The organism is Pseudomonas sp. P4_B3 (assembly GCF_056402295.1).
In genome coordinates this window covers 346,016-370,229 of sequence record NZ_JBFUHR010000002.1, presented here as the reverse complement: position 1 = coordinate 370,229, position 24,214 = coordinate 346,016, and the positions used below count along the sequence as shown (strand labels likewise).

The 24,214-nt window shown below is 58.9% G+C and carries 18 protein-coding genes, 3 tRNA genes and 1 pseudogene; 12 read left to right on the top strand and 10 right to left on the bottom strand.

Annotated features, from left to right (window positions below):
* The first annotated feature begins 153 nt into the window (after positions 1–153).
* From AC1DWG_RS03610 to AC1DWG_RS03600, 3 genes are all read left to right on the top strand, one after another.
* A complete protein-coding gene (locus AC1DWG_RS03610) occupies positions 154–1,875 on the top strand; it encodes a SulP family inorganic anion transporter (RefSeq protein WP_477762247.1) in 1,722 nt (573 codons plus the stop codon).
* A gap of 58 nt (positions 1,876–1,933) precedes the next feature.
* Positions 1,934–2,752: a polyphosphate kinase 2 gene (gene ppk2, locus AC1DWG_RS03605; RefSeq protein WP_477762246.1), complete on the top strand. Its 819-nt coding sequence runs from the start codon at positions 1,934–1,936 to the stop codon at positions 2,750–2,752.
* Between the two features lie 298 nt (positions 2,753–3,050).
* Complete coding sequence (locus AC1DWG_RS03600; protein WP_477762245.1) at positions 3,051–3,833, top strand: DeoR/GlpR family DNA-binding transcription regulator; 783 nt, start codon at positions 3,051–3,053, stop codon at positions 3,831–3,833.
* Between the two features lie 154 nt (positions 3,834–3,987).
* Here the strand turns inward: AC1DWG_RS03600 and AC1DWG_RS03595 are convergent, their stop codons facing one another.
* From AC1DWG_RS03595 to AC1DWG_RS03555, 9 genes are all read right to left on the bottom strand, one after another.
* Positions 3,988–4,761 (bottom strand): 3-hydroxybutyrate dehydrogenase, encoded by a 774-nt coding sequence (locus tag AC1DWG_RS03595; RefSeq protein WP_477759958.1) that lies wholly within the window; start codon positions 4,759–4,761, stop codon positions 3,988–3,990.
* Between the two features lie 7 nt (positions 4,762–4,768).
* A complete protein-coding gene (locus AC1DWG_RS03590; protein WP_477787213.1) occupies positions 4,769–6,160 on the bottom strand; it encodes a GntP family permease in 1,392 nt (463 codons plus the stop codon).
* A gap of 284 nt (positions 6,161–6,444) precedes the next feature.
* Positions 6,445–7,860, bottom strand: coding sequence for a sigma-54 interaction domain-containing protein (locus AC1DWG_RS03585; protein ID WP_477762244.1), 1,416 nt, complete (start codon positions 7,858–7,860; stop codon positions 6,445–6,447).
* Between the two features lie 140 nt (positions 7,861–8,000).
* Positions 8,001–9,578, bottom strand: a complete 1,578-nt coding sequence (locus AC1DWG_RS03580) for an ABC transporter ATP-binding protein (RefSeq protein WP_477759959.1) — start codon at positions 9,576–9,578, stop codon at positions 8,001–8,003.
* A 67-nt stretch (positions 9,579–9,645) separates the two neighbouring features.
* Entirely contained in the window at positions 9,646–10,668 is a 1,023-nt protein-coding gene (locus AC1DWG_RS03575) for an ABC transporter permease (protein ID WP_477762243.1), read from the bottom strand.
* Positions 10,668–11,729: a microcin C ABC transporter permease YejB gene (locus AC1DWG_RS03570; RefSeq protein WP_477756408.1), complete on the bottom strand. Its 1,062-nt coding sequence runs from the start codon at positions 11,727–11,729 to the stop codon at positions 10,668–10,670. Before AC1DWG_RS03570 ends, AC1DWG_RS03575 begins: the two co-directional genes overlap by 1 nt.
* The gene (locus AC1DWG_RS03565) at positions 11,729–13,597 is read right to left on the bottom strand and encodes an extracellular solute-binding protein (RefSeq protein WP_477759961.1); all 1,869 of its coding nucleotides are present in this window, start codon (positions 13,595–13,597) and stop codon (positions 11,729–11,731) included. Before AC1DWG_RS03565 ends, AC1DWG_RS03570 begins: the two co-directional genes overlap by 1 nt.
* Positions 13,598–13,732: 135 nt before the next feature.
* Positions 13,733–14,014 carry a peptidylprolyl isomerase gene (locus tag AC1DWG_RS03560; RefSeq protein WP_477756370.1) on the bottom strand — a complete coding sequence of 94 codons (282 nt, stop codon included), beginning with the start codon at positions 14,012–14,014 and terminating at the stop codon, positions 13,733–13,735.
* Positions 14,015–14,120: 106 nt separating this feature from the next.
* Positions 14,121–15,002 carry an esterase/lipase family protein gene (locus AC1DWG_RS03555; RefSeq protein ID WP_477762241.1) on the bottom strand — a complete coding sequence of 294 codons (882 nt, stop codon included), beginning with the start codon at positions 15,000–15,002 and terminating at the stop codon, positions 14,121–14,123.
* Between the two features lie 338 nt (positions 15,003–15,340).
* Here AC1DWG_RS03555 and AC1DWG_RS03550 point away from each other — a divergent pair, with 338 nt between their 5' ends.
* Positions 15,341–16,405: a hypothetical protein gene (locus tag AC1DWG_RS03550; protein WP_477762240.1), complete on the top strand. Its 1,065-nt coding sequence runs from the start codon at positions 15,341–15,343 to the stop codon at positions 16,403–16,405.
* Between the two features lie 57 nt (positions 16,406–16,462).
* On the opposite strand, the gene AC1DWG_RS03545 is transcribed toward AC1DWG_RS03550, so the two are convergent.
* A complete protein-coding gene (locus tag AC1DWG_RS03545) occupies positions 16,463–17,542 on the bottom strand; it encodes a 3-deoxy-7-phosphoheptulonate synthase (RefSeq protein WP_477787212.1) in 1,080 nt (359 codons plus the stop codon).
* A 664-nt stretch (positions 17,543–18,206) separates the two neighbouring features.
* On the opposite strand from AC1DWG_RS03545, the gene AC1DWG_RS03540 reads away from it, so the two are divergent.
* The 8 genes and pseudogenes from AC1DWG_RS03540 to AC1DWG_RS03505 all read left to right on the top strand — a co-directional run bounded on the left by AC1DWG_RS03540 (position 18,207) and on the right by AC1DWG_RS03505 (position 23,875).
* On the top strand, positions 18,207–18,680 hold the full coding sequence (locus AC1DWG_RS03540; RefSeq protein WP_477787211.1) for a GNAT family N-acetyltransferase: 474 nt from the start codon (positions 18,207–18,209) through the stop codon (positions 18,678–18,680).
* A 97-nt stretch (positions 18,681–18,777) separates the two neighbouring features.
* A pseudogene (gacA, locus tag AC1DWG_RS03535) lies at positions 18,778–19,419 on the top strand (response regulator transcription factor GacA).
* 2 nt (positions 19,420–19,421) lie between these two features.
* Positions 19,422–21,245, top strand: coding sequence for an excinuclease ABC subunit UvrC (gene uvrC, locus AC1DWG_RS03530; protein WP_477787210.1), 1,824 nt, complete (start codon positions 19,422–19,424; stop codon positions 21,243–21,245).
* 32 nt (positions 21,246–21,277) lie between these two features.
* Complete coding sequence (gene pgsA / locus AC1DWG_RS03525) at positions 21,278–21,838, top strand: CDP-diacylglycerol--glycerol-3-phosphate 3-phosphatidyltransferase (RefSeq protein ID WP_477756494.1); 561 nt, start codon at positions 21,278–21,280, stop codon at positions 21,836–21,838.
* A 63-nt stretch (positions 21,839–21,901) separates the two neighbouring features.
* Positions 21,902–21,977 (top strand) — tRNA-Gly (locus AC1DWG_RS03520).
* Positions 21,978–22,024: 47 nt separating this feature from the next.
* Positions 22,025–22,098 (top strand) — tRNA-Cys (locus tag AC1DWG_RS03515).
* A 195-nt stretch (positions 22,099–22,293) separates the two neighbouring features.
* Positions 22,294–22,380: transfer RNA gene (locus tag AC1DWG_RS03510), tRNA-Leu, on the top strand.
* Positions 22,381–22,552: 172 nt separating this feature from the next.
* Complete coding sequence (locus AC1DWG_RS03505; protein WP_477762236.1) at positions 22,553–23,875, top strand: tyrosine-type recombinase/integrase; 1,323 nt, start codon at positions 22,553–22,555, stop codon at positions 23,873–23,875.
* Positions 23,876–24,214: the final 339 nt, after the last annotated feature.

The window sequence follows — 24,214 nt, the reverse complement described above, 5'->3', positions numbered from 1 at the left end:
TTGTAACTGGTCGAGCCTGCGCGGATTGCCTGCTGGCACACGCGCCTGGATCCCAATGAAGGTTTGCAGTGGTTACGCGTGCAGTTAAAGGATTGTGCGGTCAGTTGAGTCTACTCATCATCCGCATGGGACGATTGGCGACTGGAGTGACTCATGAATCAACAAGGCAGCCATCCGCAAGAGCGGAGTCCAGGCACTCCACCGCGGGGTACCATGCGCAGCCTGTTGATCCCGCAATGGCTCGGCAGTTATCGGCCCGACTGGCTGCGAGGCGATGTGGTCGCCGGGCTGACGGCAGCGGCCGTGGTCATACCCAAGGCGCTGGCGTACGCCACGATTGCCGGCCTGCCGGTGCAGGTCGGGCTGTACACGGTGCTGGTGCCAATGGTGATCTATGCCGTGCTCGGTACCTCGCGCCCGCTCAGTGTCAGCACCACGACCACCCTGGCCATTCTCGCTGGCTCCGCGTTGGGCCAGATCAGCCCGGACGGCGATGCGGCGACCTTGCTCGCGGGTTCCGCCACGCTGGCCCTGATGGTGGGCGCGATCCTGATCGTCGCGGGGTTGCTGCGCCTGGGCTTCGTCGCCAATTTCATTTCTGAACCGGTACTGGTGGGTTTCAAGGCCGGCATCGGTGTGGTCATCGTGCTCGACCAGCTACCCAAATTGCTCGGTACTCACATCGACAAAGGTGGCTTCCTGCACAATCTGCTGGCCACGGTTCAGAGCATCGGTCATGCCTCGCTGCCCACCGTGGCGGTCGGTGTGTTCATGGTACTGCTGCTGGTCGGCATGAAGCGTTTTACGCCGCGGCTGCCCGCACCGTTGATTGCGGTGGCGCTGGGCATCATTGGCATGAGCCTGTTTGGCCTGGAGAGCTTTGGTGTGTCCGCCGTCGGCCTGGTGCCGATCGGATTGCCCGCGCCGACCCTGCCGGTATGGTCGTTGGCCGAAACCCTGTGGCCTTCGGCGATGGGCATCGCGCTGATGAGCTTCACCGAAACCATCGCGGCGGGGCGCGCGTTCGCCCGCAGTGACGAGCCCGTGCCACAGCCGAATCGGGAGCTGCTGGCCACTGGCGTTGCCAACATCGGCGGCGCATTTCTCGGGGCAATGGTCGCGGGTGGCGGGACCACTCAAACGGCGGTGAACCGTTTGGCCGGTGCCCGTTCGCAACTGGCCGCACTGGTCACCGCAGCACTGGCTTTGGGTACTTGCCTGCTGCTGGCGCCGCTGATTGGCCTGATGCCCAATGCCACGCTCGCAGCCGTGGTGATTGTGTATTCGGTGGGCCTGATCGAGCCGGCGGAATTTCGCGAGATCCTGTCGGTTCGCCGTACCGAATTTGCCTGGGCCGTAGTGGCCATGATCGGCGTGATGTTGCTGGGCACGCTGCAAGGGATCGTCGTGGCGATTATCGTCTCGTTGCTGGCCCTGGCCTATCAGGTCTCGGACCCGCCCGTGCATGTCCTCGGGCGCAAGCCTGGCACCAATGTGTATCGGCCGCAGTCCGCCGAACACCTCGATGACGAACACTTTGACGGGCTGCTGTTGCTTCGGCCTGAAGGGCGGATTTTTTTCGCCAACGCCCAGCGCATCGGCATGAAGATGCGACCCCTGATCGAAGATGCAAGGCCCGCCGTGGTGATTCTTGACCTGCGCAGCGTGTTCGACCTGGAGTACACCGCCCTGAAAATGCTCACCGGGGCGGAACAGCAACTGCGGGAAAAAGGCATTTCACTGTGGCTGGTGGGCATGAGCCCTGGCGTATGGGACATGGTCACCAAGGCACCGTTGGGTCGTACGCTGGGTGAAGCGCGCATGTTCCTGAACCTGGAGCAGGCGGTTGAACATTACCAGCGCAGTCGAGGCTGAATGAACGCGGCCGGGCGCACTCCGGACGCTGTGTGACGCATTGAAGGAGGTAACGGGCATGGCAAAGAAGAAGGCTGCACCGAAAAGCAAACCGGTCGAAGGCGACAAGCTCAAGAACAAGGTGTATCTCGAGGAACTGGCGAAGCTGCATGTCGAGCTGGTCAAACTGCAGGAGTGGGTGCAGCACACGGGCGCGAAGATTTGCATCATCTTCGAGGGCCGTGATGGCGCCGGCAAGGGCGGGAGCATCAAGGCACTGACCGAACGGGTCAGTCCGCGAGTGTTCCGGGTGATGGCGTTGCCGGCACCGACCGACCGGGAAAAAAGCCAGATGTATTTGCAACGTTATCTGCCGCACATGCCGGCGGCCGGTGAAGTGGTGATCTTCGATCGCAGCTGGTACAACCGCGCCGGGGTCGAGCGGGTCATGGGATTTTGCAGCGAAGAGCAGGTGCGCACGTTTCTCACCGTGGCGCCGCGCGTCGAACAGGCACTGGTCGAATCGGGAATCATCCTGATCAAGTACTGGCTTGAAGTGAGCGAGGAGGAACAGACCCGTCGCCTCAAGGCACGTATCACCGACGGGCGCAAAATCTGGAAGCTGTCACCCATGGACCTCAAGTCCTACAACCGTTGGTACGACTACTCCCGTGCCCGGGACGACATGTTCAAGTACACCGACACCAAATTCGCCCCTTGGCGGGTCGCCAACTCCAATGACAAGCGGCGGGCGCGGCTGAACATCATCAGCGATGTGCTGAAAAGCGTTCCTTACGAGGAAGTACCGCGGGCAAAAGTGAAACTGCCCAAACGGCAAGACCCCGGTAACTACCGGGAGCCGAACTATCCATACAAGTACATTCAGGAAAAATTCTGATCGTTGCATCGGGCAGGAGCCAGCCCAGGCCGGCTCCTGCTGCAGGCCATCAGGCGTGAACCAGCGCAATCGTAAACGAGACCACGATCATGCACGCAAAGGCAAAATTGATATTCATGAAGTTTCCATCCAAAACATGAGTGACGGCGCCATCTTGAACAGGTCACAGAAAAATAAAAAATTCGCTGTAATGATTTGAAAGATCGAAAAAAATGATACTTGGCCGGTTCGTTGTTTTTGCTCCGGGTTGCAGATACTCTCGTGTAACACGCAGTTACATGCATAAACGAGCAAAAACATGCACGACAACCATTCTGCTGCCGAACTTCCATCGGTGCGCCGACAAAAAATCCTGTTGATCCTCGAACGTGACGGCAAGGTCATGGCCTCGGAGTTGAGCCAGCATTTCGCGGTATCCGAAGACACCATCCGCCGCGATCTGGCGGAGCTGGCCAGCGCCGGCCTGGTGCAACGGGTGCACGGCGGGGCGTTGCCGCGGCCCAAGGATACGGGCAAGGACTATTTCACCCGGATCAGCGAAACCGACGAGGTGAAAACCCATCTGGCGCAACTGGCCGCGCGACGGGTGCAGGACGGTCAGATCGTGGTGTTCGATTCCGGCACCACCACCTTGCAGATTGCGCGTTCGCTGCCGGCGGACATCGCCATCACCGCGATCACCGCGTCGCCGATGACGGCCATTACCTTGTCTGAATACCAAGGCATCAAGGTGATCCTGGCCGGCGGCCAGCTCAACCCGGCGACGATGTCGGCCGGCGGCCACGAAACGCTGAGGCTGCTGGCGGGCATCAAGGCCGACCTGTTGTTTACCGGGGTGTGCGCGATACACCCGCAGGTGGGTTTAAGCTCACTGCACTTCGATGAAGTGCCGGTGAAACAGGCGATGCTCGACGGTGCTTCCCATGTGATTGCCGTCACCACCGCGGACAAGCTCGGTGCGGTGGAGCCCTTTGTCGTCGCGCCTTGTAACCGTGTGCACACGTTGATCACCGAACGGCATGTGGCGTCAGGCAATGTCGAGGACTACCGGGCGTTGGGGATCGAGGTGGTGCAGGCTTGAGCGTTTTTTGCTGGCAGGTGTATTGAATGTTCCGGCCCCTTCGCGGGCAAGCCCGCTCCCACAGGTTTTGTGTTTGACGCCGAATTTGGGAACGGTACAAATCCTGTGGGAGCGAGCTTGCTCGCGATGAACGATAACGCGGTCTAGCAGATGGTCACTGCGCCAACCACCCACCATCAACATTCCATGCCGCGCCCCGCACCTGGCTGCCGGCTTCGCTGCACAAAAACAGCACCAGTTCACCCAGTTGCGGCGGTGTCACGAATTCCAGCGATGGCTGCTTTTCTGCGAGCAAATCGTGTTGCGCCTGCTGCGGATCAACCCCTCTGGCGGCACGATCATCAATTTGCTTCTGCACCAGTGGCGTCAATACCCAGCCTGGGCAGATCGCGTTGCAGGTGACCTGGGTGGTCGCGGTTTCCAGCGCGACCACTTTGGTCAAGCCGATCACCCCGTGCTTGGCGGCGACATAGGCTGACTTGCCCACCGAGCCGACCAGGCCATGTACCGAAGCAATGTTGATCACCCGGCCCCAGCCCTTGGCGCGCATGCCCGGCAGGCTCAAACGGGTGCTGTGGAACACCGACGACAGGTTGATGGCGATGATCGAATCCCAGCGCTCCACCGGGAACTCATCCACCGCTGCCACGTGTTGAATGCCAGCGTTGTTGACCAGAATGTCGACGCCGCCAAACTCGCGCTCGGCGTAGGCGATCATGTCGGCAATTTGAGCCGGATCGCTGACATCGGCCGGGTGATGGCCGACCTTGCCGCCGAACTGTTCGACTTCGGCAATCACCTTGGATGCATCGCCAAAGCCGTTGAGGATCAGGTTGGCCCCGGCCTTGGCCAGGCTGAGGGCTATCCCCAGGCCGATGCCGCTGGTGGAACCGGTGACCAGTGCGGTCTTGCCCGAAAGAGTCGTCATGAATACCTCACACAATGCCAGTGGCGTAGAAGGTGCCGATCACTACGAAAACCGCCAGGGTCTTGATCAGCGTAATACAGAAAATGTCTTTGTAAGCTTCGCGGTGGGTCAGCCCGGTGACCGCCAGCAGGGTAATGACGGCGCCGTTGTGCGGCAGGGTGTCCATGCCACCGCTGGCCATGGCGGCGACCCGGTGCAGCACTTCCAGCGGAATGTTCGCCGCGTGGGCGGCGCTGATGAACTGCTCGGACATCGCCGCCAGCGCGATGCTCATGCCACCCGAGGCGGAACCGGTGATGCCGGCCAGCAGGGTCACGGTAATCGCTTCGTTGACCAGTGGGTTGGGGATGCTCTTGAGCCAGTCGGCCAGCACCAGAAAGCCCGGCAAAGACGCGATCACCGCGCCGAAACCGTATTCCGAGGCGGTGTTCATCGCCGCCAGCAAGGCACCGCTGACTGCACTTTTACTGCCTTCGGCGAGCTTGCGGCTGATCGCCTTGTAGCCGAACGCCAGCACCATGAGGATGCCGACCAGCAAGGCTGCCTGGACCGCCCAGATCGCCGTGAGCTTGGCGATTTCCGTGGTCACTGGCGCGGCCATGCCTGGCAGCGCGAGGCTGTGGGTCTTGCCGTACACCTGCGGAATCCAGTGGGTGAACAGCAGGTTCATGATGCCCACCGCCAGCAGTGGCGACAGCGCCAGCCACGGGGTGGGCAGCTTGAGGTCGGCGGCGGTTTCCGGTTCGTTACGCAGGTCAGAACCATAGCCTTCACCGGCACGCTGGGCCTTGTTGCGCTGACGCTGGAGAAACAGCATGCCGGCACAGAACACGAAGATTGTGCCGATCACCCCCAGCCACGGCGCCGCCCACGCGGTGGTGTTGAAGAAGGTGCTGGGGATGATGTTCTGGATTTGTGGCGTGCCGGGCAGGGCGTCCATGGTAAACGAGAAGGCGCCCAGGGCAATGGTCGCCGGGATCAGCCGCTTGGGGATGTTGCTCTGGCGGAACATTTCAGCGGCAAACGGATAGACCGCGAACACCACCACAAACAACGACACACCGCCGTAGGTCAGCAGGGCGCAGACCAGCACGATCACCAGCATCGCCTGGCGGGTGCCGAGCAGGCGAATCGCCGCCGCGACGATGGAGCGCGAGAAACCGGACAGTTCGATCAGCTTGCCGAACACCGCGCCGAGCAGGAATACCGGGAAATACAGTTTGATGAAACCGACCATTTTTTCCATGAACACCCCGGTGAAAGCAGGGGCGACGGCAGACGGGTCAGTCAGCAGGACAGCGCCGAGGGCGGCAATCGGGGCAAAAAGGATAACGCTGTAGCCACGGTAGGCAGCCAGCATCAGCAGCGCGAGGGCTGCCAAGGCAATGATCACACTCATCGTGTGTCTCTCCTGGGTTGTTATTTTTGTTGGGTGAAGCCTGGTAGGAGAGGCGTATAGCGAGTTTTGTGCCAGATGTTTAAGTTGTTGAAATATAAGGATATAAATTAATTTTAAGATGGGTTTGTGGCGTGCTTGTCTATTTATTGAGACTTTTTGTGCCTGAAAAGATCGCAGCCTTCGGCAGCTCCTACAGGGAAACGCGAAAAACCCTGTAAGAGCTGCCGAAGGCTGCGATCTTTTGATCTTGAAAATGCTTTCTACAAACAGAGATTTGTATCTCGTTAAGGAGACTCTGCAATCCCCAGTGCCACCATTTTCTTGTACAACGTCGACCGACCCAGCCCCAGCCGCGCCGCGGCATCAATCACCTTGCCCCCGCATTGCGCGAGGGTGGACTCAATCAATTGCCGGTCAAATCGCTCCCGCGCCGCACTGAACGTCTCATGGGCAAGCGGTTCGATGGTCAAGGGCGCCACGCGCTCCACCTGGGTGAACGTACCAATCGCCGCGCGGATGTCCGCCGCCGTCAGGCGCAAGTCATCACTGAGCAGTGCGGCCCGCTCCAGCACATTGCGCAGCTCCCGGATGTTCCCCGGCCAGGCGTGTTGCCCCAACAGTTCCAGGGCCTCGTGGTGCAACTCATGCTGGCTGCGCAGTTCCTCAAGAATGGCTTCACTGAGCGCCGGCACGTCATCCAGGCGGTCGCGCAGGGGTGGAACCTGGATCGGCAGCACATTGAGGCGGTAGTACAAGTCGGCGCGGAATTCGCCGCGCTTGATGGCCGCTTCCAGGTCGGTCGAGGTCGCGGCGATCACCCGCACATCGCTCTGGATCACTTCGTTGGAGCCCACCGGCTCGAATTCCTTTTCCTGCAATACTCGCAGTAGTTTGCTTTGCAGGGGCAACGGCATGTCGCCGATTTCATCGAGGAACAGCGTTCCGCCCTGGGCAATCTGCAATTTGCCGGCGCGGCCCTTGCGGTCGGCACCGGTAAATGCGCCAGGGGCTGTGCCGAAGAATTCGGCCTCCAGCAGCGATTCGGGAATCGCCGCGCTGTTGACACTGACAAACGCCTTGTGTGCACGGGGCGAGGCATTGTGGATCGCCTGGGCCAGCAACTCCTTGCCGGTGCCGGTTTCACCAAGCAACAGCACCGGCGATTCGGTACTCGCACTGCGCCGGGCGCGGCGTTTGACTTCCAGGCTGGCGGTGCTGGTGCCGATGAAATGGGCGAAGTTGTATTTGGTCTGCCGCGCCCGCAGCAGCGAGCGGGTGGAGGCCAGTTCTTCCTGCATGCTCATGTAGCGCTTGAGCATCGGCGACAGGCTGCGCAATTCGTCGAACAGGGCGAAACCAATGGCACCGATCACCACGCCGGCATCGTCATGAATCGGCAGGCGCATGACCACCAGCGGCTCTTTGGGGGTGTCTTGCATATCCAGCAAAATCGGCCGGCCGCTGCGCACCACTTCACGCAACAGGCTGCCGGGGATCACGCTTTCGCAGGGCTTGCCGATTGCAATTTCCGCCGATTGCAGGCCGAAGCGCCGGGCGTAGCGTTCATTCATCCAGACGATGTTGGCGTCGCGATCGACAATCACCGTGCCCTCGCTCGACTGCTCGATGATCTCGAACAACGAGCGGATCGCCAGCAAGCGAACGCGCTGGTAGTCCTTGAGGCTTTCGGTGGTGTTCATGGGTGTTGGTCCTGATGATGTGTTGGCTGTGCTGGCCTCTTCGCTGGCAAGCCAGCTCCTACAGGGGATTTGTGAACGACACAGATCAACTGTAGGAGCTGGCTTGCCAGCGAAGGCTGCGACTCGGTCCAGAGTCAGGATTATGCCTGCCCCAACATCGCCGCCGCCAACAGCTCCTTGGTGTACGGATGCTGAGGTGAGTCAAACACCTCATGGCTGGCGCCGCGCTCCACCACTTTGCCATCCTTGATCACGATCATGTCGTGGGCCAGGGCGCGCACCACCGCCAGGTCATGGCTGATGAACAGGTAGGTCAAACCGTGTTTTTCCTGAAGCTGGCGGAGCAGGGCGACCACTTGTTTCTGTACCGTGCGGTCGAGCGCCGAGGTCGGTTCGTCGAGCAGGATCAGCGCCGGCTTCAGCACCAGCGCCCGGGCGATGGCGATGCGCTGGCGTTGCCCCCCGGAGAACTCGTGGGGATAGCGATGGCGACTTTGCGGGTCCAGCCCGACTTCGCTCAGTGCCCGGATCACTTCGGCATTGCACTCTTCAGTGCTCAACTGGCTGTGCACTTCCAGGCCTTCGCTGATGATTTGCGCCACGGACATCCTTGGGCTGAGGCTGCCGAAGGGGTCCTGGAACACCACCTGCATTTTCTTGCGCCACGGTCGCAGCTGTTTTTGCGTCAGGTCGTCCAGCGCCTGGCCCTGAAAGCGGATGCTGCCTTCGGAGTCGAGCAAACGCAGAATCGCCTGACCGAGCGTGGACTTGCCGGAACCGGACTCACCGACGATGCCCAGGGTTTTGCCGCGCTGAATATTCAGGCTGATACCATCGACCGCGCGCAGCCAGGTCTTGCGTTGAAACAGGCCGCCACCGACGGGAAACCGCACCTGCAGGTTGTCCACTTCCAGTACGTTTTCGCGCTCGTCCCGGGGCAAGGCTTCGCCCTCGGGTTCGGCGTGCAGCAATACGCAGCTGTAAGGGTGCTTCGGTTCGGTGAAAAGGACTTCGCAAGGCGCCTGCTCGACGATTTCCCCGGCCTTCATCACGCACACGCGCTGGGCGATGCTGCGTACCAGATTGAGGTCATGGCTGATCAGCAGCAGCGACATGCCCAGTCGCTGTTGCAGGGATTTGAGCAGCAACAGGATCTTGCGCTGTACTGTCACATCCAGCGCAGTGGTCGGTTCGTCGGCGATCAGCAGTTCCGGTTCGCACGCCAGGGCCATGGCGATCATCACCCGCTGGCGCTGCCCGCCGGACAATTGATGGGGATAGGCCTTGAGGCGTTCCTCGGGTTTCTGGATGCCCACCAGATGCAGCAATTCAAGAATCCGCTCTTGCGCCGCCTTGCCCGCCAGGCCTTTGTGCACCAGCAGCGTTTCGCCGATCTGCTTTTCGATGCTGTGCAGCGGGTTGAGGGAGGTCATCGGCTCCTGGAAGATCATCGCGATGCGATTGCCGCGCAGTTTTCGCAACTTGCCGGCATCGGCGCCCACCAGTTCCTGGCCGCGATAGCGGATGCTGCCCGTCGTCTCGGTATCGGTTTGTGGCAGCAGTTGCAGGATCGAGTGGGCCGTCACCGACTTGCCCGAGCCCGATTCACCCACCAGCGCCAGGCATTCGCCGGGGCGGATGTCCAGGCACAGATTGCGCACCACGGTCTGGCCGCTGAAGGCCACGCTGAGGTCACGGATTTCGATCAGGTTGGTCATATCAACATTCCGTTTTCAAGAGCGTGCATCAAGATCGCGGATCAAGATCGCGGATCAAGATCGCGGATCAAGATCGCGGATCAAAAGCGTCGCGCAGCGCTTCGCCAATGAACACCAGTAAAGAAAGAATCAGCGCCAAAGTGAAGAACGCCGTCAGGCCCAACCACGGCGCTTGCAGGTTCTGCTTGCCCTGGCCGATCAGTTCGCCCAGGGAAGCGCTGCCCGCAGGCATGCCGAAGCCGAGGAAGTCCAGCGCCGTCAGGGTGGAAATCGCCCCGGTGAGAATGAACGGCAAGTAGCTCAAGGTCGCGTTCATGGCGTTGGGCAGAATGTGCCGCACGATGACTTTGCGGTCAGTCAGGCCCAGCGCGCGCGCGGCCTTGACGTACTCCAGGTTGCGCCCGCGCAGGAACTCGGCGCGCACCACGTCCACCAGGGCCAGCCATGAAAACAGCGCCATGATCCCCAGCAGCCACCAGAAATTCGGCTCGACGAAGCCCGACAGGATGATCAGCAGATACAGCACCGGCAACCCGGACCACACCTCCAGCAGGCGCTGGCCGAGCAAATCCACCCAGCCGCCGTAATAGCCTTGCAGGGCCCCGGCCGCGATGCCGATCAGGGCACTGACAAAGGTCAGCATCAAGGCAAACAGGATCGACACCCGGGCACCGAAGATCACCCGGGCCAGAACGTCCCGTGCCTGGTCGTCGGTGCCCAGCCAATTGACGCTGGAGGGCGGGCTGGGGGCGGGTTTATCCAGGTCATAGTTGGGCGTGTCGTCACTGAACGGAATCGGCGGAAACAGCAACCAGCCACCGTCCTTCTTGATCAACTTCTGCACGTAGTCGCTGCGGTAGTCGGCCTGGAACGGCAGATGCCCGCCGAACTCCAGTTCGGTGTGGCGCTTGAAGACCGGGAAGTACCACTGGCCTTGATAGCTGACCATCAGCGGTCTGTCGTTGGCGATCAGTTCGCCGCCCAGGGTCATCAGGAACAGGCCGACAAACAGCCAGAGCGACCACCAGCCCCGGCGGTTTCTCTTGAAGCGCTCGAAGCGCCGACGCGCCAGCGGTGAAAGCTTGAGCATCAGGCGTTCCTCGCGGCAAAGTCGATACGCGGGTCGACCAGGGTGTAGCAGAGGTCGCCGACCAGTTTTATCAAAAGGCCGAACAGGGTGAAGATGAACAGCGAACCGAACACCACCGGATAGTCCCGGGATACCGCCGCTTCGTAGCTCATGCGGCCCAGGCCGTCGAGGGAGAAGATCACTTCGATCAGCAGGGAACCGGCAAAAAATACACTGATAAAGGCCTGGGGAATGCCCGACACCACCAGCAGCATGGCGTTGCGGAATACGTGTCCATACAGTACCCGCCGTTCACTCAAACCCTTGGCCCGGGCGGTGACCACGTACTGGCGGGTGATTTCATTGAGGAACGAGTTCTTGGTCAGGATGGTCAGCGTGGCGAAACCGCCGATCACCAGCGCGGTCACCGGCAACACCAGATGCCAGAAGTAGTCGGCCACTTTGCCTATGGTCGACAGCGATTCGAAGTTGTCCGAGACCAGCCCGCGAACCGGGAACCAGTTCAGCGAAGTGCCACCGGCAAAGACCACGATCAGGAACATCGCAAACAGGAACGCCGGCATGGCATAGCCGATGATGATCGCGGTACTGCTCCAGATGTCGAACTGGCTGCCATGGTGCACGGCCTTGCGGATGCCCAGGGGAATCGACACCAGATAGGTGATCAGTGTCGCCCAAAGCCCGAGGGAAATGGTCACGGGCATTTTTTCGAGGATCAGGTCGGTGACGGTGGCACCGCGGAAGAAGCTCTTGCCGAAGTCCAGGCGCGCGTAGCTGGTGAGCATCAGCCAGAGGCGTTCGTGTGCCGGTTTATCGAAGCCGTACTGTTTTTCAATGTCCTTGATCAGCTGCGGATCGAGCCCGCGACTGGCCCGGGACTTGCCACTCATGGCTTCGCCGGAACCGCCGCCGACTGCGGCGCCGCCAATGCCTTGCAGGTGTGCGATGGCCTGTTCGACCGGCCCGCCCGGCGCTGCCTGGACGATGACAAAATTGACCAGGAGAATGATCACCAGCGTCGGAATGATCAGCAGCAGGCGCCGCAATATGTAAGCCCACATCAGTGCGGCCCTCCGGGTTTGCCACGGCTGATACGCTCGGCCGTCATCTGTTGGTTGGTCAATGGCGTGGTGCTCATCTCCCACCAGCTCTCGATGGCTTCGTCATTGCTCGCCTGCACGTTCGGGATGCCAAAGCGGTTCCACCACACCGTCGAGGTGCCCGGCGGGTAATAGTTGGGAATCCAGTAGTAATTCCATTGCAGCACCCGATCCAGGGCATGGGCGTAATGCAGCATGTCAGCCTGGGTATTGGCGCGGATCAGCCCGGTGATCAGCGTGTCCACCGCTGGGTTCTTCAACACCATGTAGTTGTTGGAACCAGGGTCGGTGGCTGCCGCCGAGCCGAAATAATTGAGCAGTTCGTTTCCCGGAGAGGTGGTGACCGGGTAGCCGGTGACGATCATGTCGTAGTCGCGGTTCATCAGGCGATTGACGTACTGGGACGAGTCGATGCGGCGGATGTTCAGGTCGATGCCGATCTGTTTCAAGGTGCGCTTATAGGGCAGCAGCAGGCGGTCCATGCCGTTCTGACTGACCAGGAAGGTGAAGCTCAGCGGCTCGCCGTCGGCATTGACCAGTTGGTCGCCAACGGGTTTCCAGCCGGCCTGTTCGAGCAAGTCCAGGGCTTGCAGCTGCTTGTCGCGAATCACGCCGCTGCCATCGGTCTTCGGTGCTTCGAACACCTGGGTGAAGACTTCGTCGGGAATCTGCCCGCGCAGCGGTTCGAGAATCGCCAGCTCACCGGCATCCGGCAGTTGCCGGGCCGCGAGGTCGGTGTTGGAAAAGAAGCTCTGCTGACGGATGTACATGTCACGCATCATCTGCCGGTTGCTCCACTCGAAGTCCCACAACATCACCAGCGCCTGGCGCACGCGACGGTCCTGGAACATGGGCTTTTGCAGATTGAACACAAAACCCTGGGCCGGCTGCGGTGCCTCGGTGGCGAGGTGGGCCTTTTGCAGGCGACCGTCGCTCAGGGCCGGGCTGTCGTAGCCGATGGAATAGCCGGTGGCGGAAAATTCCCGGTTGTAGTCAAAGGCGCCGCCGCGCAGGACCTGGCGCGCCACGTCGGTATCGCCGAAGTACTCGATGCTGAAGTGATCGAAGTTGTACAGGCCACGACTGACCGGCAGGTCCTTGCCCCACCAATCGGGATTGCGCTCGAAGGTGATGCTGCGTCCGGAATCGATCTTGCCGACTTTATAGGGGCCGCTGCCCAACGGCGCTTCATAGCCGCCGCCACCGGCGAAATCGCGGCTCTTCCACCAGTGTTCGGGAAACACCGGCAAGGTCGCGATATCCAGGGGCAGGGTGCGATTTTCGTTGTTCTTGAAATCAAAGCGCACGGTCAGTGGCGATTCCACTTCGACGCTTTTGACGTCGGCGAACTGGGTGCGGTAACGCAGGCTGCCCTGGGTCATCAGCAGGTCGAAGGTGTAACGCACGTCTGAGGCGGTAATCGGTTTGCCATCGGCAAAACGCGCCTTGGGGTTGAGGTAAAAGCGCAAGGACAGGCCGTCCTCGGAGCGCTCCATCTTCTCTGCCACCAGACCGTACACGGTGTAAGGCTCGTCCAGTGAACGTTGGGCCAGTGGTGAATAGAGCAAACCGTCGATCTGTGTGACGCCGATGCCTTTGTCGATGTAAGGCAAAACGTGGTCGAACTGACCGATTTCGATCGCCGAGCGCCGCATCGTGCCGCCCTTGGGGGCCTGCGGGTTGGTGTAGGCGAAATGACTGAAGCCGGCAGGGTATTTCGCCGGTTCGCCGTACACGGTCATTGCCGGTTGCGGTGCTGCATTCACACCCGCGGCAGCCATCAGCAGGGTCACGGCAGTGAATAACAAGGTAGGGAAAGCCAGTCGCATTGTCAGCCTTGGAGCCGGGTGGTCGTTAACGACAATTTGTACGCTAGCGGCGCGTCCCTCGCCAGCCGAATTACGCACCTGAAACACAACGGCCCACCAAAAGGCGGGCCGTTGTGAGAATAACTCAAGCGTCGATCAGTCCTGGCGGCTGGTCACTTCCAGCAGGTGGAAACCGAACTGGGTCTTGACCGGGCCCTGAACCACGTTGATTGGTGCGCTGAAAACCACGGTGTCGAATTCCTTGACCATCTGGCCCGGGCCGAACGAACCCAGGTCACCGCCCTGGCGGCTGGAAGGGCAAGTGGAGTTTGCCTTGGCAACTTCAGCGAAATCGGTGCCAGCCTCGATTTGGGCCTTGAGTTCGTTGCACTTTTCTTGCGAGGCAACAAGGATGTGACGGGCAGTGGCTTTAGCCATGGAAAAATTCTCCTTTCAATATTCGATAAAGCGCTGAGCCTACCGGATTCCGTGAGCTATTTCTCCTCAAAGTTCCGTTCCACACGGGATCACGGCAGGTGGCACCTCAAAGGCCAGCGTCTCTCAAGCGTTTGGCATGCTGGACATACAGTTCGATTGGGTCGACACCTGTGCGCAACTGGCCGGTCGGTTGACCAATGGTGTCCAGATGATCCAGCGCATAGTCGGAGCGGATAACCGTACCCAGATGGGAACTGAAGCGACCGACCAACCCGTCGTTCTGCTCGCTTTCCGTGACGAAATAACCGGAAAGGGCCCGGCAGAACGCGTTGAGCGGATCGAACGCATTGAGCCCTGCTTCGAGTACATTCGACTGCAGCACGCCGCTCCACGAGTAGTAACGCACACCGTTGACCCGTTCGCGCCCCTTGCCACCCCAGATGGTGGGCAGCCCTTGCGGGTATTTGTCGTTGAATGCGCCTACGCCTTCGGTGGTCAGCGCATTGAGGGCCGCAATGGCGTTTTTCGGTTGGTACTGATTATCGCTTAATGCTGCCAGGAAGTCGGCGAACAGGGTCACCACCGTCTCGGCCACCTGTTCCGGCAGACTGCCTGGTGTCAATGCCTTGCGCAGGAAATCGGCCAGTTCCGAGCCATGATTCGGCCCGCTGACGGAGGTCACCGACGCCACGCTGTGTGGCGCAATCGCTGCGGCATAACGTGCGGTCAGTGCGCCCTGGCCATGACCTATGAGGTTGACTTTGCGTGCACCGGTTCCTTCAAGTACCCGCTCGATCTGCGTGAGCAATTGGTCACCGCGTACCTCGTTGTCATGGGTGGCCGACAAGTAGGGGACGAACACCCTTGCTCCGGCGTTCCTCAGCGCCTGCCTGATGTCGTGAAAGAGTTCGAATTTGCCGATTCTTTCGAAGCCGAAAAGGCCGTGGGCCAGCAGTATTGGATAACAAGTGCTTGCATTCCTTTGCATGTTCATACCTTTGCACAGAAGTTCGTTGGGACTGCATGGCGTTTCACTCTAAAACACTCGTGGTTGGCGCGATGTATGAAAAGTCCGCCGAAACTTGCGGAAAGCGGAATAGAACAAGTGCGAATGCTCAAGAGCGGCTGAGGCCTTAGTCGGAATAAATTGATGACTTTTCACGGCAATCAGGTTGCTGCTGATCAAAGACCTACTTCGTATGTATCGATTTTCCGAGTGAGCCGGGGTGAGAGGCCGACATCGCGGCTGTTTGCCGTGAGGTTAAATAGTCGTCATCCAAAGCCGGCCACCTGTTCGGTGTTTATTCCAAGGACTGGAGCGAATGAATGACTGTTTATGAACCCGATGCCTTGAATCTCGCGCAGCAACCATTACCACCTCCAATTCTTGAACAGGCGGAAAACGGCGTTCTGAACCCCTCTGACAGAAAAGCCGTCATCAGGGTCCAGCCTTATCCGGGCATGACTTGCGGCGACAAATTGCTATTGAGTTGGGCGGGTCTGGATGCTGATGGCGTCGCCTGCAATCATCAGGTCGCGCGCTTTGTCACTGAGGACCGGGTCGGCGAGGACATGATCTTTGCCGTGGTTAGCGCACATATTGCGACGCTTGACGGTGGTTCACTCGAAATCAGTTACTCACTCACGAGCACCCGTTTTGCCGAGCCCTTGCACTCCCACCGTTTGCAACTGAGTGTGGGTGATGTGCAATCCGACCTGTTGCCTGCGACAGTGAACGACGCGGTGGGTAGAACGCTTGATCCGGATCGGGTGAAAGAAGGGGCGATCGTTACGATCAAACCCTATGCACGCATGGCGGCGGGCGACTGGGTATTGCTGGCCTGGGCTGGCGTTTCGGTCGAAGGAAGTTTCAGTGATGCACTCAAGGTCGAGTCCTTTGCTGTGGGGGAGGAGCTGTCGTTTTGGGTCAGCCCGGAGTGCATTGCGTCGAATCTGGGCTCCTCCGTTTCCATCGATTATTGCGTCAAGCAAGCAGGTCAGGGGCCTCGTTACTCTGAAGTGACGGCACTGATGGTTGACATCCTGGAACGGCGACCACTGCCAGGGCCCATTGTGCTGGAGGCCGACGAAGGTTGGGTGGATCTGCATGATGCACAGGATGGCGTGACTGTCGTCATCGAAAACGCCAGGGCTGATAAAGGTGAACTGATTTACCTGAGATGCGACGGGGAGAAATTCAATCACTGTAACGAGCGCGAAGTAACCAGAGACACTGCGGGCGAGCCGTTGGTGTTCATCGTTCCCTACCGGTTCTGGAGGGAGCATCGAGATTCCGCGATCCGTGTTTCCTATTCAGTCGAGCGCCTTGACGGCACCCGCCAGCAATCCGGAGTGACACTGGTTCAGGTGCAGTCCCTGATGGGGCATTGATTGCCATTTGCCCTCCAGTCTTCGCATGAAGGCCGGAGGGCGAAAGGATGATGCCAATTATCGGGCGTTGTTTGATGCCCGCAGCCGATCTGCCGCATCAAGCAACAGTCGTTCTGTCCCGGTCCAACCGAGGCAGCCATCAGTCACTGACACACCGTATTGCAATGACAAACTCAACGGCTGGCAGCCCTCGAACAAATGGCTCTCGATCATCATGCCGATCAGCGAACGGTCACCTTGCAGACGCTGTTCAAGTACATCCTTGAACACGGCTGGCTGGCGCAACGGGTCTTTGCCGCTATTGGCGTGACTGCAATCGACCATGATTCGAGCCGGAATTTTGAGCCTGGTCAGGTCGCTGTTTACCTGGACAACGCTGGCGCTGTCGTAGTTCGGCCCGCGATGGCCGCCGCGCAATACCAGGTGAGTGTCCGCATTGCCCGGGGTTTGAATGATCGCCGGATGTCCCTGACTATCGACACCGAAATGGCGATGGGGATGGGCGGCGGAACGCATGGCGTCGCTGGCGACACCGACACCGCCGTCAGTTCCGTTCTTGAAACCGACCGGCATCCCCAGGCCGCTGGCCATTTCCCGATGGATCTGCGACTCCGTGGTCCGGGCGCCAATCGCCACCCAGCTCAACAGATCGTCGAAGTAGCCGGCCGCCATCGGTTGCAGCAGTTCAGTGGCAACGGGCAGGCCCAGGCGGAGCATTTCGCACATCAGCTCGCGGGATAGCGTCAGGCCAGCGGCCATGTCATCGCTGCCATCCAGGTGTGGGTCGTAGGCCAGGCCTTTCCAGCCAACCGTGGTACGGGGTTTTTCGACGTAGGCGCGCATCACCAGCAGCATTTCGTCGCTGACTTCGGCGGCGAGGCGGGCAAGGTTGCCAGCGTATTCGAGGGCTGACTTGGGATCGTGTATCGAGCATGGGCCGACGATGACCAGCAAGCGGGAGTCTTCACGGTTGAGGATCGCGCGAACCGCCTGGCGGTGGGCGGTGACTTGCCGGGACAGGGCATTGCTGAGGGGTAATTGCTGTTTGAGTTGCAATGAGCTGGGCAGGCGCAGGGTCAGCGCTTCATTGGCAGGGCTCATGGTGGACAGCGGCAGTGCGGAGACGGACGAATTCATATTCAAGGCTTCCTGGGCTGGTGGCGGGTTTGTGCCCGCGCGCTCGGCCCTACTGGGGTGTTCGACAATTGGCCAGATTGGCTGCGTGTGTGTGCTTGCCACCTATGGGTGACCGATCGGAGGCGGCAGGCTGTCCCGAGCGGAGGGTGGTAAATCGCCAGGCGGTAAAACTGTCGTAACGGTAATCAGTGGCGTAGTTCATGTGCTGAATCCTCTAAATGTCTGGTGTGTGGCTAAAAGTGTTGGGACTGAAAAAAACAAAACCCCCGGTCGGGAGGCCGACCGGGGGTTGAGAATTCTCTGGTGGCGACCCGTTTAAAGTGGGCGCCGTGTGGGTATCAGGCGCGCCAGTGGCTAAACCAATACCCAAAATAAAAGCTGACCGGAGCGCAACCGTCGTTCACCCGGGCAGCCGCAACCGAGCGCAGGGCGCTGGCGGTACGAGGCTGTAAGAGGGTGTTGAACATGGTCTGTCTCCGATGGATGGGTCGAGCTTACTAGAGGCCGGTATGCAGATTCAATCAGAAAATGCTATCGGCCAACGACCCCGCTTTCTATCGCTTGAGTGCCCCGAAGGTTGTGACACACTCTGCGCCTCAACAAAAAACACATCGTCACAAGGACGCCTCATGACGGTACTGTCCCTTGCAGTGGAGCTGGAATGATGGAGCGTCAATGGCGTCCGGCATCGCCTGATGACCTGAAGTTCGCCCGCGAACTGACCTGTAGTGGCATGCTGCGCTACTACATTCAGCATGATCTGCTGTGGCAGGACGAGGCGTTTGATGTGGCCTGGGCAGGGCGCGACAACCGGTTGATCGTATGCGGCGAAAATGTCCTGGGTTATGTCAGTCTGAGCCGTGATGCCAGAGCCTTGTACATCCGCGAATTGCATATTGTCGAAGCGTTTCGTGGGCAGGGCACTGGAACCTGGGCGATCGATCAGGTGCTGGCTCTGGCGTGCAAGGAGCGGCGTCCGGCGTTGCGCCTGACGGTTTTCGAAAACAACCCGGCGCAAGCGTTGTACGGGCGCAAGGGATTAAGGGTGGTGGGCAAGGACGAATGTTTCTTGAGGATGCAGCTGGATTTCTCCGGTCGGGATTGCTGCAACACGCTTGCAACAAGCCTTTCAAGATGAATTGAAACTTTTAATCTGATGCTTTCCGCTAGGTCTGCCAGATGCTTTTTGCTAAGGTGTCTGGCAATCCAATAAGACCATATTGCGAGGTGTCTGCTTGATTAGGGTGCTAGTAGTCGATGACCATGATCTCGTTCGTACAGGCATTACACGAATGCTGGCTGACATCGATGGCCTGCAAGTAGTCGGCTAGGCCGAGTCGGGAGAGGAATCCCTGCTCAAGGCGCGTGAGCTGAAACCCGATGTGGTGCTGATGGACGTCAAGATGCCGGGTATCGGCGGTCTTGAAGCCACTCGCAAATTATTGCGCAGTCATCCGGATATCAAAGTCGTCGCGGTAACCGTGTGTGAAGAGGACCCGTTTCCTACGCGGCTGTTGCAGGCAGGGGCGGCAGGGTACCTGACCAAAGGGGCGGGTTTGCCGGAAATGGTCCAGGCCATCCGCCTGGTATTCGCCGGACAACGCTACATCAGCCCGCAAATTGCCCAGCAGCTGGCGATCAAGTCCTTCCAGCCCACCAACGATTCGCCTTTCGATGCCTTGTCGGAGCGGGAAATCCAGATCGCGCTGATGATCGTCGGCTGCCAGAAAGTACAGATCATTTCCGATAAGTTGTGCCTGTCCCCGAAAACCGTGAACACCTACCGTTACCGCATCTTCGAAAAGCTTTCGATCAGCAGTGATGTCGAATTGACGCTGTTGGCGGTTCGTCACGGTATGGTCGACGCCAGCCTCTGAAAATGACCGAAACCTTTGATCCGAGCGCCTTTCTGTCCACCGTTAGCGGGCGCCCCGGCGTGTACCGCATGTTCGACAGCGAAGCGCGTTTGCTCTACGTCGGCAAGGCGAAAAACCTCAGGAATCGCCTGTCGAGTTACTTTCGCAAGACCGGGCTCGCCCCCAAGACCGCCGCACTGGTAGCGCGTATCGCCCAGATCGAAACGACGATCACGGCCAACGAAACCGAAGCCTTGCTGCTTGAGCAGACGCTGATCAAGGAATGGCGTCCGCCCTACAACATCCTGCTGCGCGACGATAAATCCTACCCCTACGTCTTTCTCTCCGACGGAGAGTTTCCGCGACTGAGCATTCATCGCGGCGCGAAAAAGGCCAAGGGTAAATATTTCGGTCCTTACCCGAGCGCTGGCGCGATTCGCGAAAGCCTGAGCCTGCTGCAAAAGACGTTTTTCGTTCGGCAATGCGAAGACAGTTTTTACAAGAATCGCACCCGTCCTTGCCTGCAATACCAGATCAAGCGCTGCAAGGCGCCCTGCGTCGGGCTGGTGGAGCCCCAGGTGTATGCGGAAGATGTGCGCCACTCGGTGATGTTTCTTGAAGGGCGCAGCAATGCTCTGACAGACGAGTTGTCCGCCGGGATGGAAGAGGCGGCGATCAATCTCGAGTTCGAACGAGCAGCCGAGTTGCGGGACCAGATTGCGTTACTGCGCCGGGTTCAGGATCAGCAGAGCATGGAAGGCGGGACCGGGGACGTCGATGTGATTGCCGCCTTCGTCAACCCGGGCGGTGCCTGTGTTCACTTGATCAGCGTGCGGGGCGGGCGGGTACTGGGAAGCAAGAACTTCTTCCCTCAGGTTGGTATTGAAGAAGACGTTAGCGAAGTCATGGCCGCATTTCTCGGCCAGTATTTTATCAGCAGTCCTGAGCGCGACTTGCCAAGTGAACTGATCGTCAATGTGGTCCACGACGACTTTCCAACACTGATCGCCGCCATCGACGAGTTGCGCGGTCGTGAACTGACCATCAGCCATCGTGTGCGTGGTACGCGGGCGCGCTGGCAGCAATTGGCGGTGACCAATGCCGAGCAGGCACTGAGTGCGCGCCTGGCGAATCGTCAGCACATTACGGCACGCTTCGATGCGCTGACCGAGGTGCTGAAGCTGGATGAGCCTCCTCAACGACTTGAGTGCTACGACATCAGTCATTCCAGTGGCGAGGCGACGGTGGCGTCCTGCGTGGTCTTCGGCCCCGAAGGCCCGATCAAATCCGATTACCGCCGGTATAACATCGAGGGCGTTACGGCCGGCGATGACTACGCGGCGATGCATCAGGCGTTGACCCGACGCTTCAGCAAGCTGAAGGACGGGGAGGGCAAACTGCCGGATATCCTGTTGGTGGATGGCGGTAAAGGCCAGTTGTCCATGGCCCGCGACGTACTCGATGAATTGGCCGTACCCGACCTGATTCTGCTGGGCGTGGCAAAAGGCGCGACGCGAAAGGCCGGTTTCGAAACCCTGTACCTGAACGACGCTGCACATGAGTTCACGTTGCGCGGCGATTCTCCCGCGTTGCACCTGATCCAGCAGATTCGCGACGAAGCCCACCGGTTTGCCATCACCGGGCACCGCGCCCGGCGTGGAAAAACCCGTCGGACGTCTACACTGGAGGGCGTCGCCGGCGTCGGACCCACACGTCGGCGGGATTTGTTGAAACATTTTGGTGGATTGCAGGAGCTGTCTCGTGCAAGCATCGAAGAAATTGCCAAAGCCCCCGGGATCAGTAAAAAGCTCGCAGAGTTGATTTATGCAAATCTGCACAGCGAGTAGAATGCCCCCTCACCTCGTAGCCAGTTGTGCCGATGAATATCCCTAATCTGATTACCGTTCTACGCGTTCTACTCATACCGATCTTCATTTTACTGTTCTACCTGCCTTACCAATGGAGCTACCTGGCCTCCGCCTCGGTCTTCGCATTCGCTGCCGCCACCGACTGGCTGGACGGGTACCTGGCCCGCCGTCTGGAACAAAGCACACCGTTCGGGGCTTTCCTCGATCCGGTTGCCGACAAGCTGATGGTTGCGGTTGCACTGGTATTGTTGGTGCAGGAACACGGAAACCTGTGGCTCACGCTGCCTGCTGCCGTGATCATCGGTCGCGAGATTGTCGTCTCGGCGCTGCGCGAATGGATGGCCGAACTGGGTGCTCGTGCCCACGTCGCCGTATCGAACCTGGGCAAATGGAAAACCGCCGCGCAAATGCTGGCGCTGGTGATCCTGCTGGCCAATCCCAAGGAATTCAGTTTCTGGGTCTTGCTGGGCTACACCTTGCTGATGGTGTCGGCTGGCCTGACTTTGTGGTCGATGGTCCAGTACCTGCGGGCTGCCTGGCCACATCTGAAGACCGACGTTGAAAAGAAATAAAACTTTTTTGAATCAAAGGGTTGACGGGGCTTCTGGATTCTATAGAATGCGCCACACCAAGACGCGGGAATAGCTCAGTTGGTAGAGCACGACCTTGCCAAGGTCGGGGTCGCGAGTTCGAGTCTCGTTTCCCGCTCCAAGTTTGTACGCATTTGATGTCGCGCTACTAGACACCAAATGTTTTGAGGCCGAGTAGCAAAATGGTTATGCAGCGGATTGCAAATCCGCCTACGCCGGTTCGATTCCGACCTCGGCCTCCACTAATAAACGAGCTCCGTAGATCTATGATTTACGGAGCTTTTTTATTTGCAGTAGCCTGCAAGATTTAGTCTTGAAAAGGGTATTTGCGAACTTGCTTCACCGGGGCGGGATGTATATATTTCCACCTCTGCTGCACAAGCGTCAGAACTGCCAGATCGTTATTTGACAGAACCTGGACGCTTCACCGCGCTACCGCCCGAATGGCGAAACTGGTAGACGCATGGGACTTAAAATCCCCCGCTCGTAAGGGCGTGCCGGTTCGATTCCGGCTTCGGGCACCATCTTGCATTCCACAGAGCGCTTTTGAGTTCTTTGGAGGCCTTGAAAAACCTGCCTTCTGGCGGGTTTTTTCGTTTTAGCATTCCGTCGGATTCTTGTCCAATCTTCTGGAATCCGGTCATTTAGAGGGTAAAGTTAGGGGTAGTCTTTGGTTCGATTAAGGATAGTACCCTTATGTCGCGCACAACTGCTCCGCTTACCGACGCTGCTTGCCGTTTAGCCAAGCCAACAGACCGTCCCTACAAGCTTTTCGACGGCGACGGTCTCTATCTCCTAATCCAACCCAATGGCCGTAAAGGCTGGCGTCTCAGGTACGTAAAGCCTGACGGCCGGGAGGGGTTGACCTCCCTCGGCAGCTATCCTGTGATTGGCCTTGCCGATGCGCGCCAGAAGCGTTTAGATGCGAAGCGGATGCTCGCAGACGGCATTGATCCCGTTGAGAACAAGCGTAAAGCCAAAACGGAAGATGCTGTCAACGGGCGTACCTTTGAAAGCGTTGCGTTGGACTGGCACAAGAACATGTCGGCCAGATGGACACCGGACCATTCCAAGAATGTGTTGAACCGTCTGAATAACTATGTTTTCCCGTTTATCGGTGCCCGCGCGATTGCTAATCTCGATACTTATGATCTGATGCAACCTTTGGAGGCGATCAGAAAACGAGGAACGATTGACGTCGCCTTAAGGGTACAAAGATACCTGCAAAGTATTATGCGTGAGGCAAAACGCCTTCGTCTTATTCCGATAAACCCTGCGTACGATCTTCAGGGCTTGATCAAAGCGCCGCGAGTCACCCATCGGCCTGCATTGCCCCTATCACGCCTGCCTGAATTGCTGGCACGAATCAATGCCTACAAAGGCCGAGAGCTGACCCGGCTAACGCTCAGGCTGTCGCTGCACGTGTTTGTTCGCTCGAGTGAATTACGTTTCGCTCGCTGGTGCGAGTTCGACCTCAAGCGTGGCGTATGGGAGATCCCGGATACTCGGCCGGAGCTGGAGGACGTACGCCATTCAACGCGGGGGACGAAAATGGCGGGTGATGTCCATCTTGTGCCTTTATCGCCGCAAGTTGTGGCCGTGCTTGAACAGATCCACACCCTCACTGGCACATTCGACCTGGTATTTGCCGGTGATGCTAGGGCCTGGAAGCCGATGTCCGAAAACACCGTGAACAAAGCGTTGCGCACGATGGGGTACGACACGAAGACAGAGATTTGTGGTCACGGCTTCCGCTCAATGGCCTGCAGCGCACTGGTTGAGTCAGGGCTGTGGTCAGAGACGGCTATTGAAAGACAGATGAGCCATCGAGAGCGGAACAGCGTTCGTGCCGCCTACATTCACAAGGCAGAGTTCATTGAAGAGCGCAGGCTGATCATGAACTGGTGGAGTCGGTACCTTGAGGCCAATCTTCAGGAGCATGTCACCCCTCACGAGTTTGCGAATCAGGCCGGCGAGAATGTCACTCGGTTAAAAGTAAAACGTGGCGCAATGAAGTAAGCGTACCGGTAATGCTTCGTTGGGGGTGGCGATTAAAAGGTCGTTCGACAATTGATGTCCTCACTCCGGATAATTTCGACGTGACCACGCGGTTCGTGTGCAGAGCCCTGGGCTCAAGCTAAGGTGTTAACTTCGAGCGGTGGCAAAGGATGTTACCGTTACAGTTGAGGCGTTTGTTGTTCTTCGAGTTGCCACTGGAGTGCTGGGCTTCACATGCCACCTGAGGCATCGGGAAAAACTCGAAAAATGACGGTCAGCATCTGATTTCTACGGGCTAATGATCACGATATACCGCACTTGAGTCGGATTTTTTATTGCGCAGAAGAGCACCATTTAGCA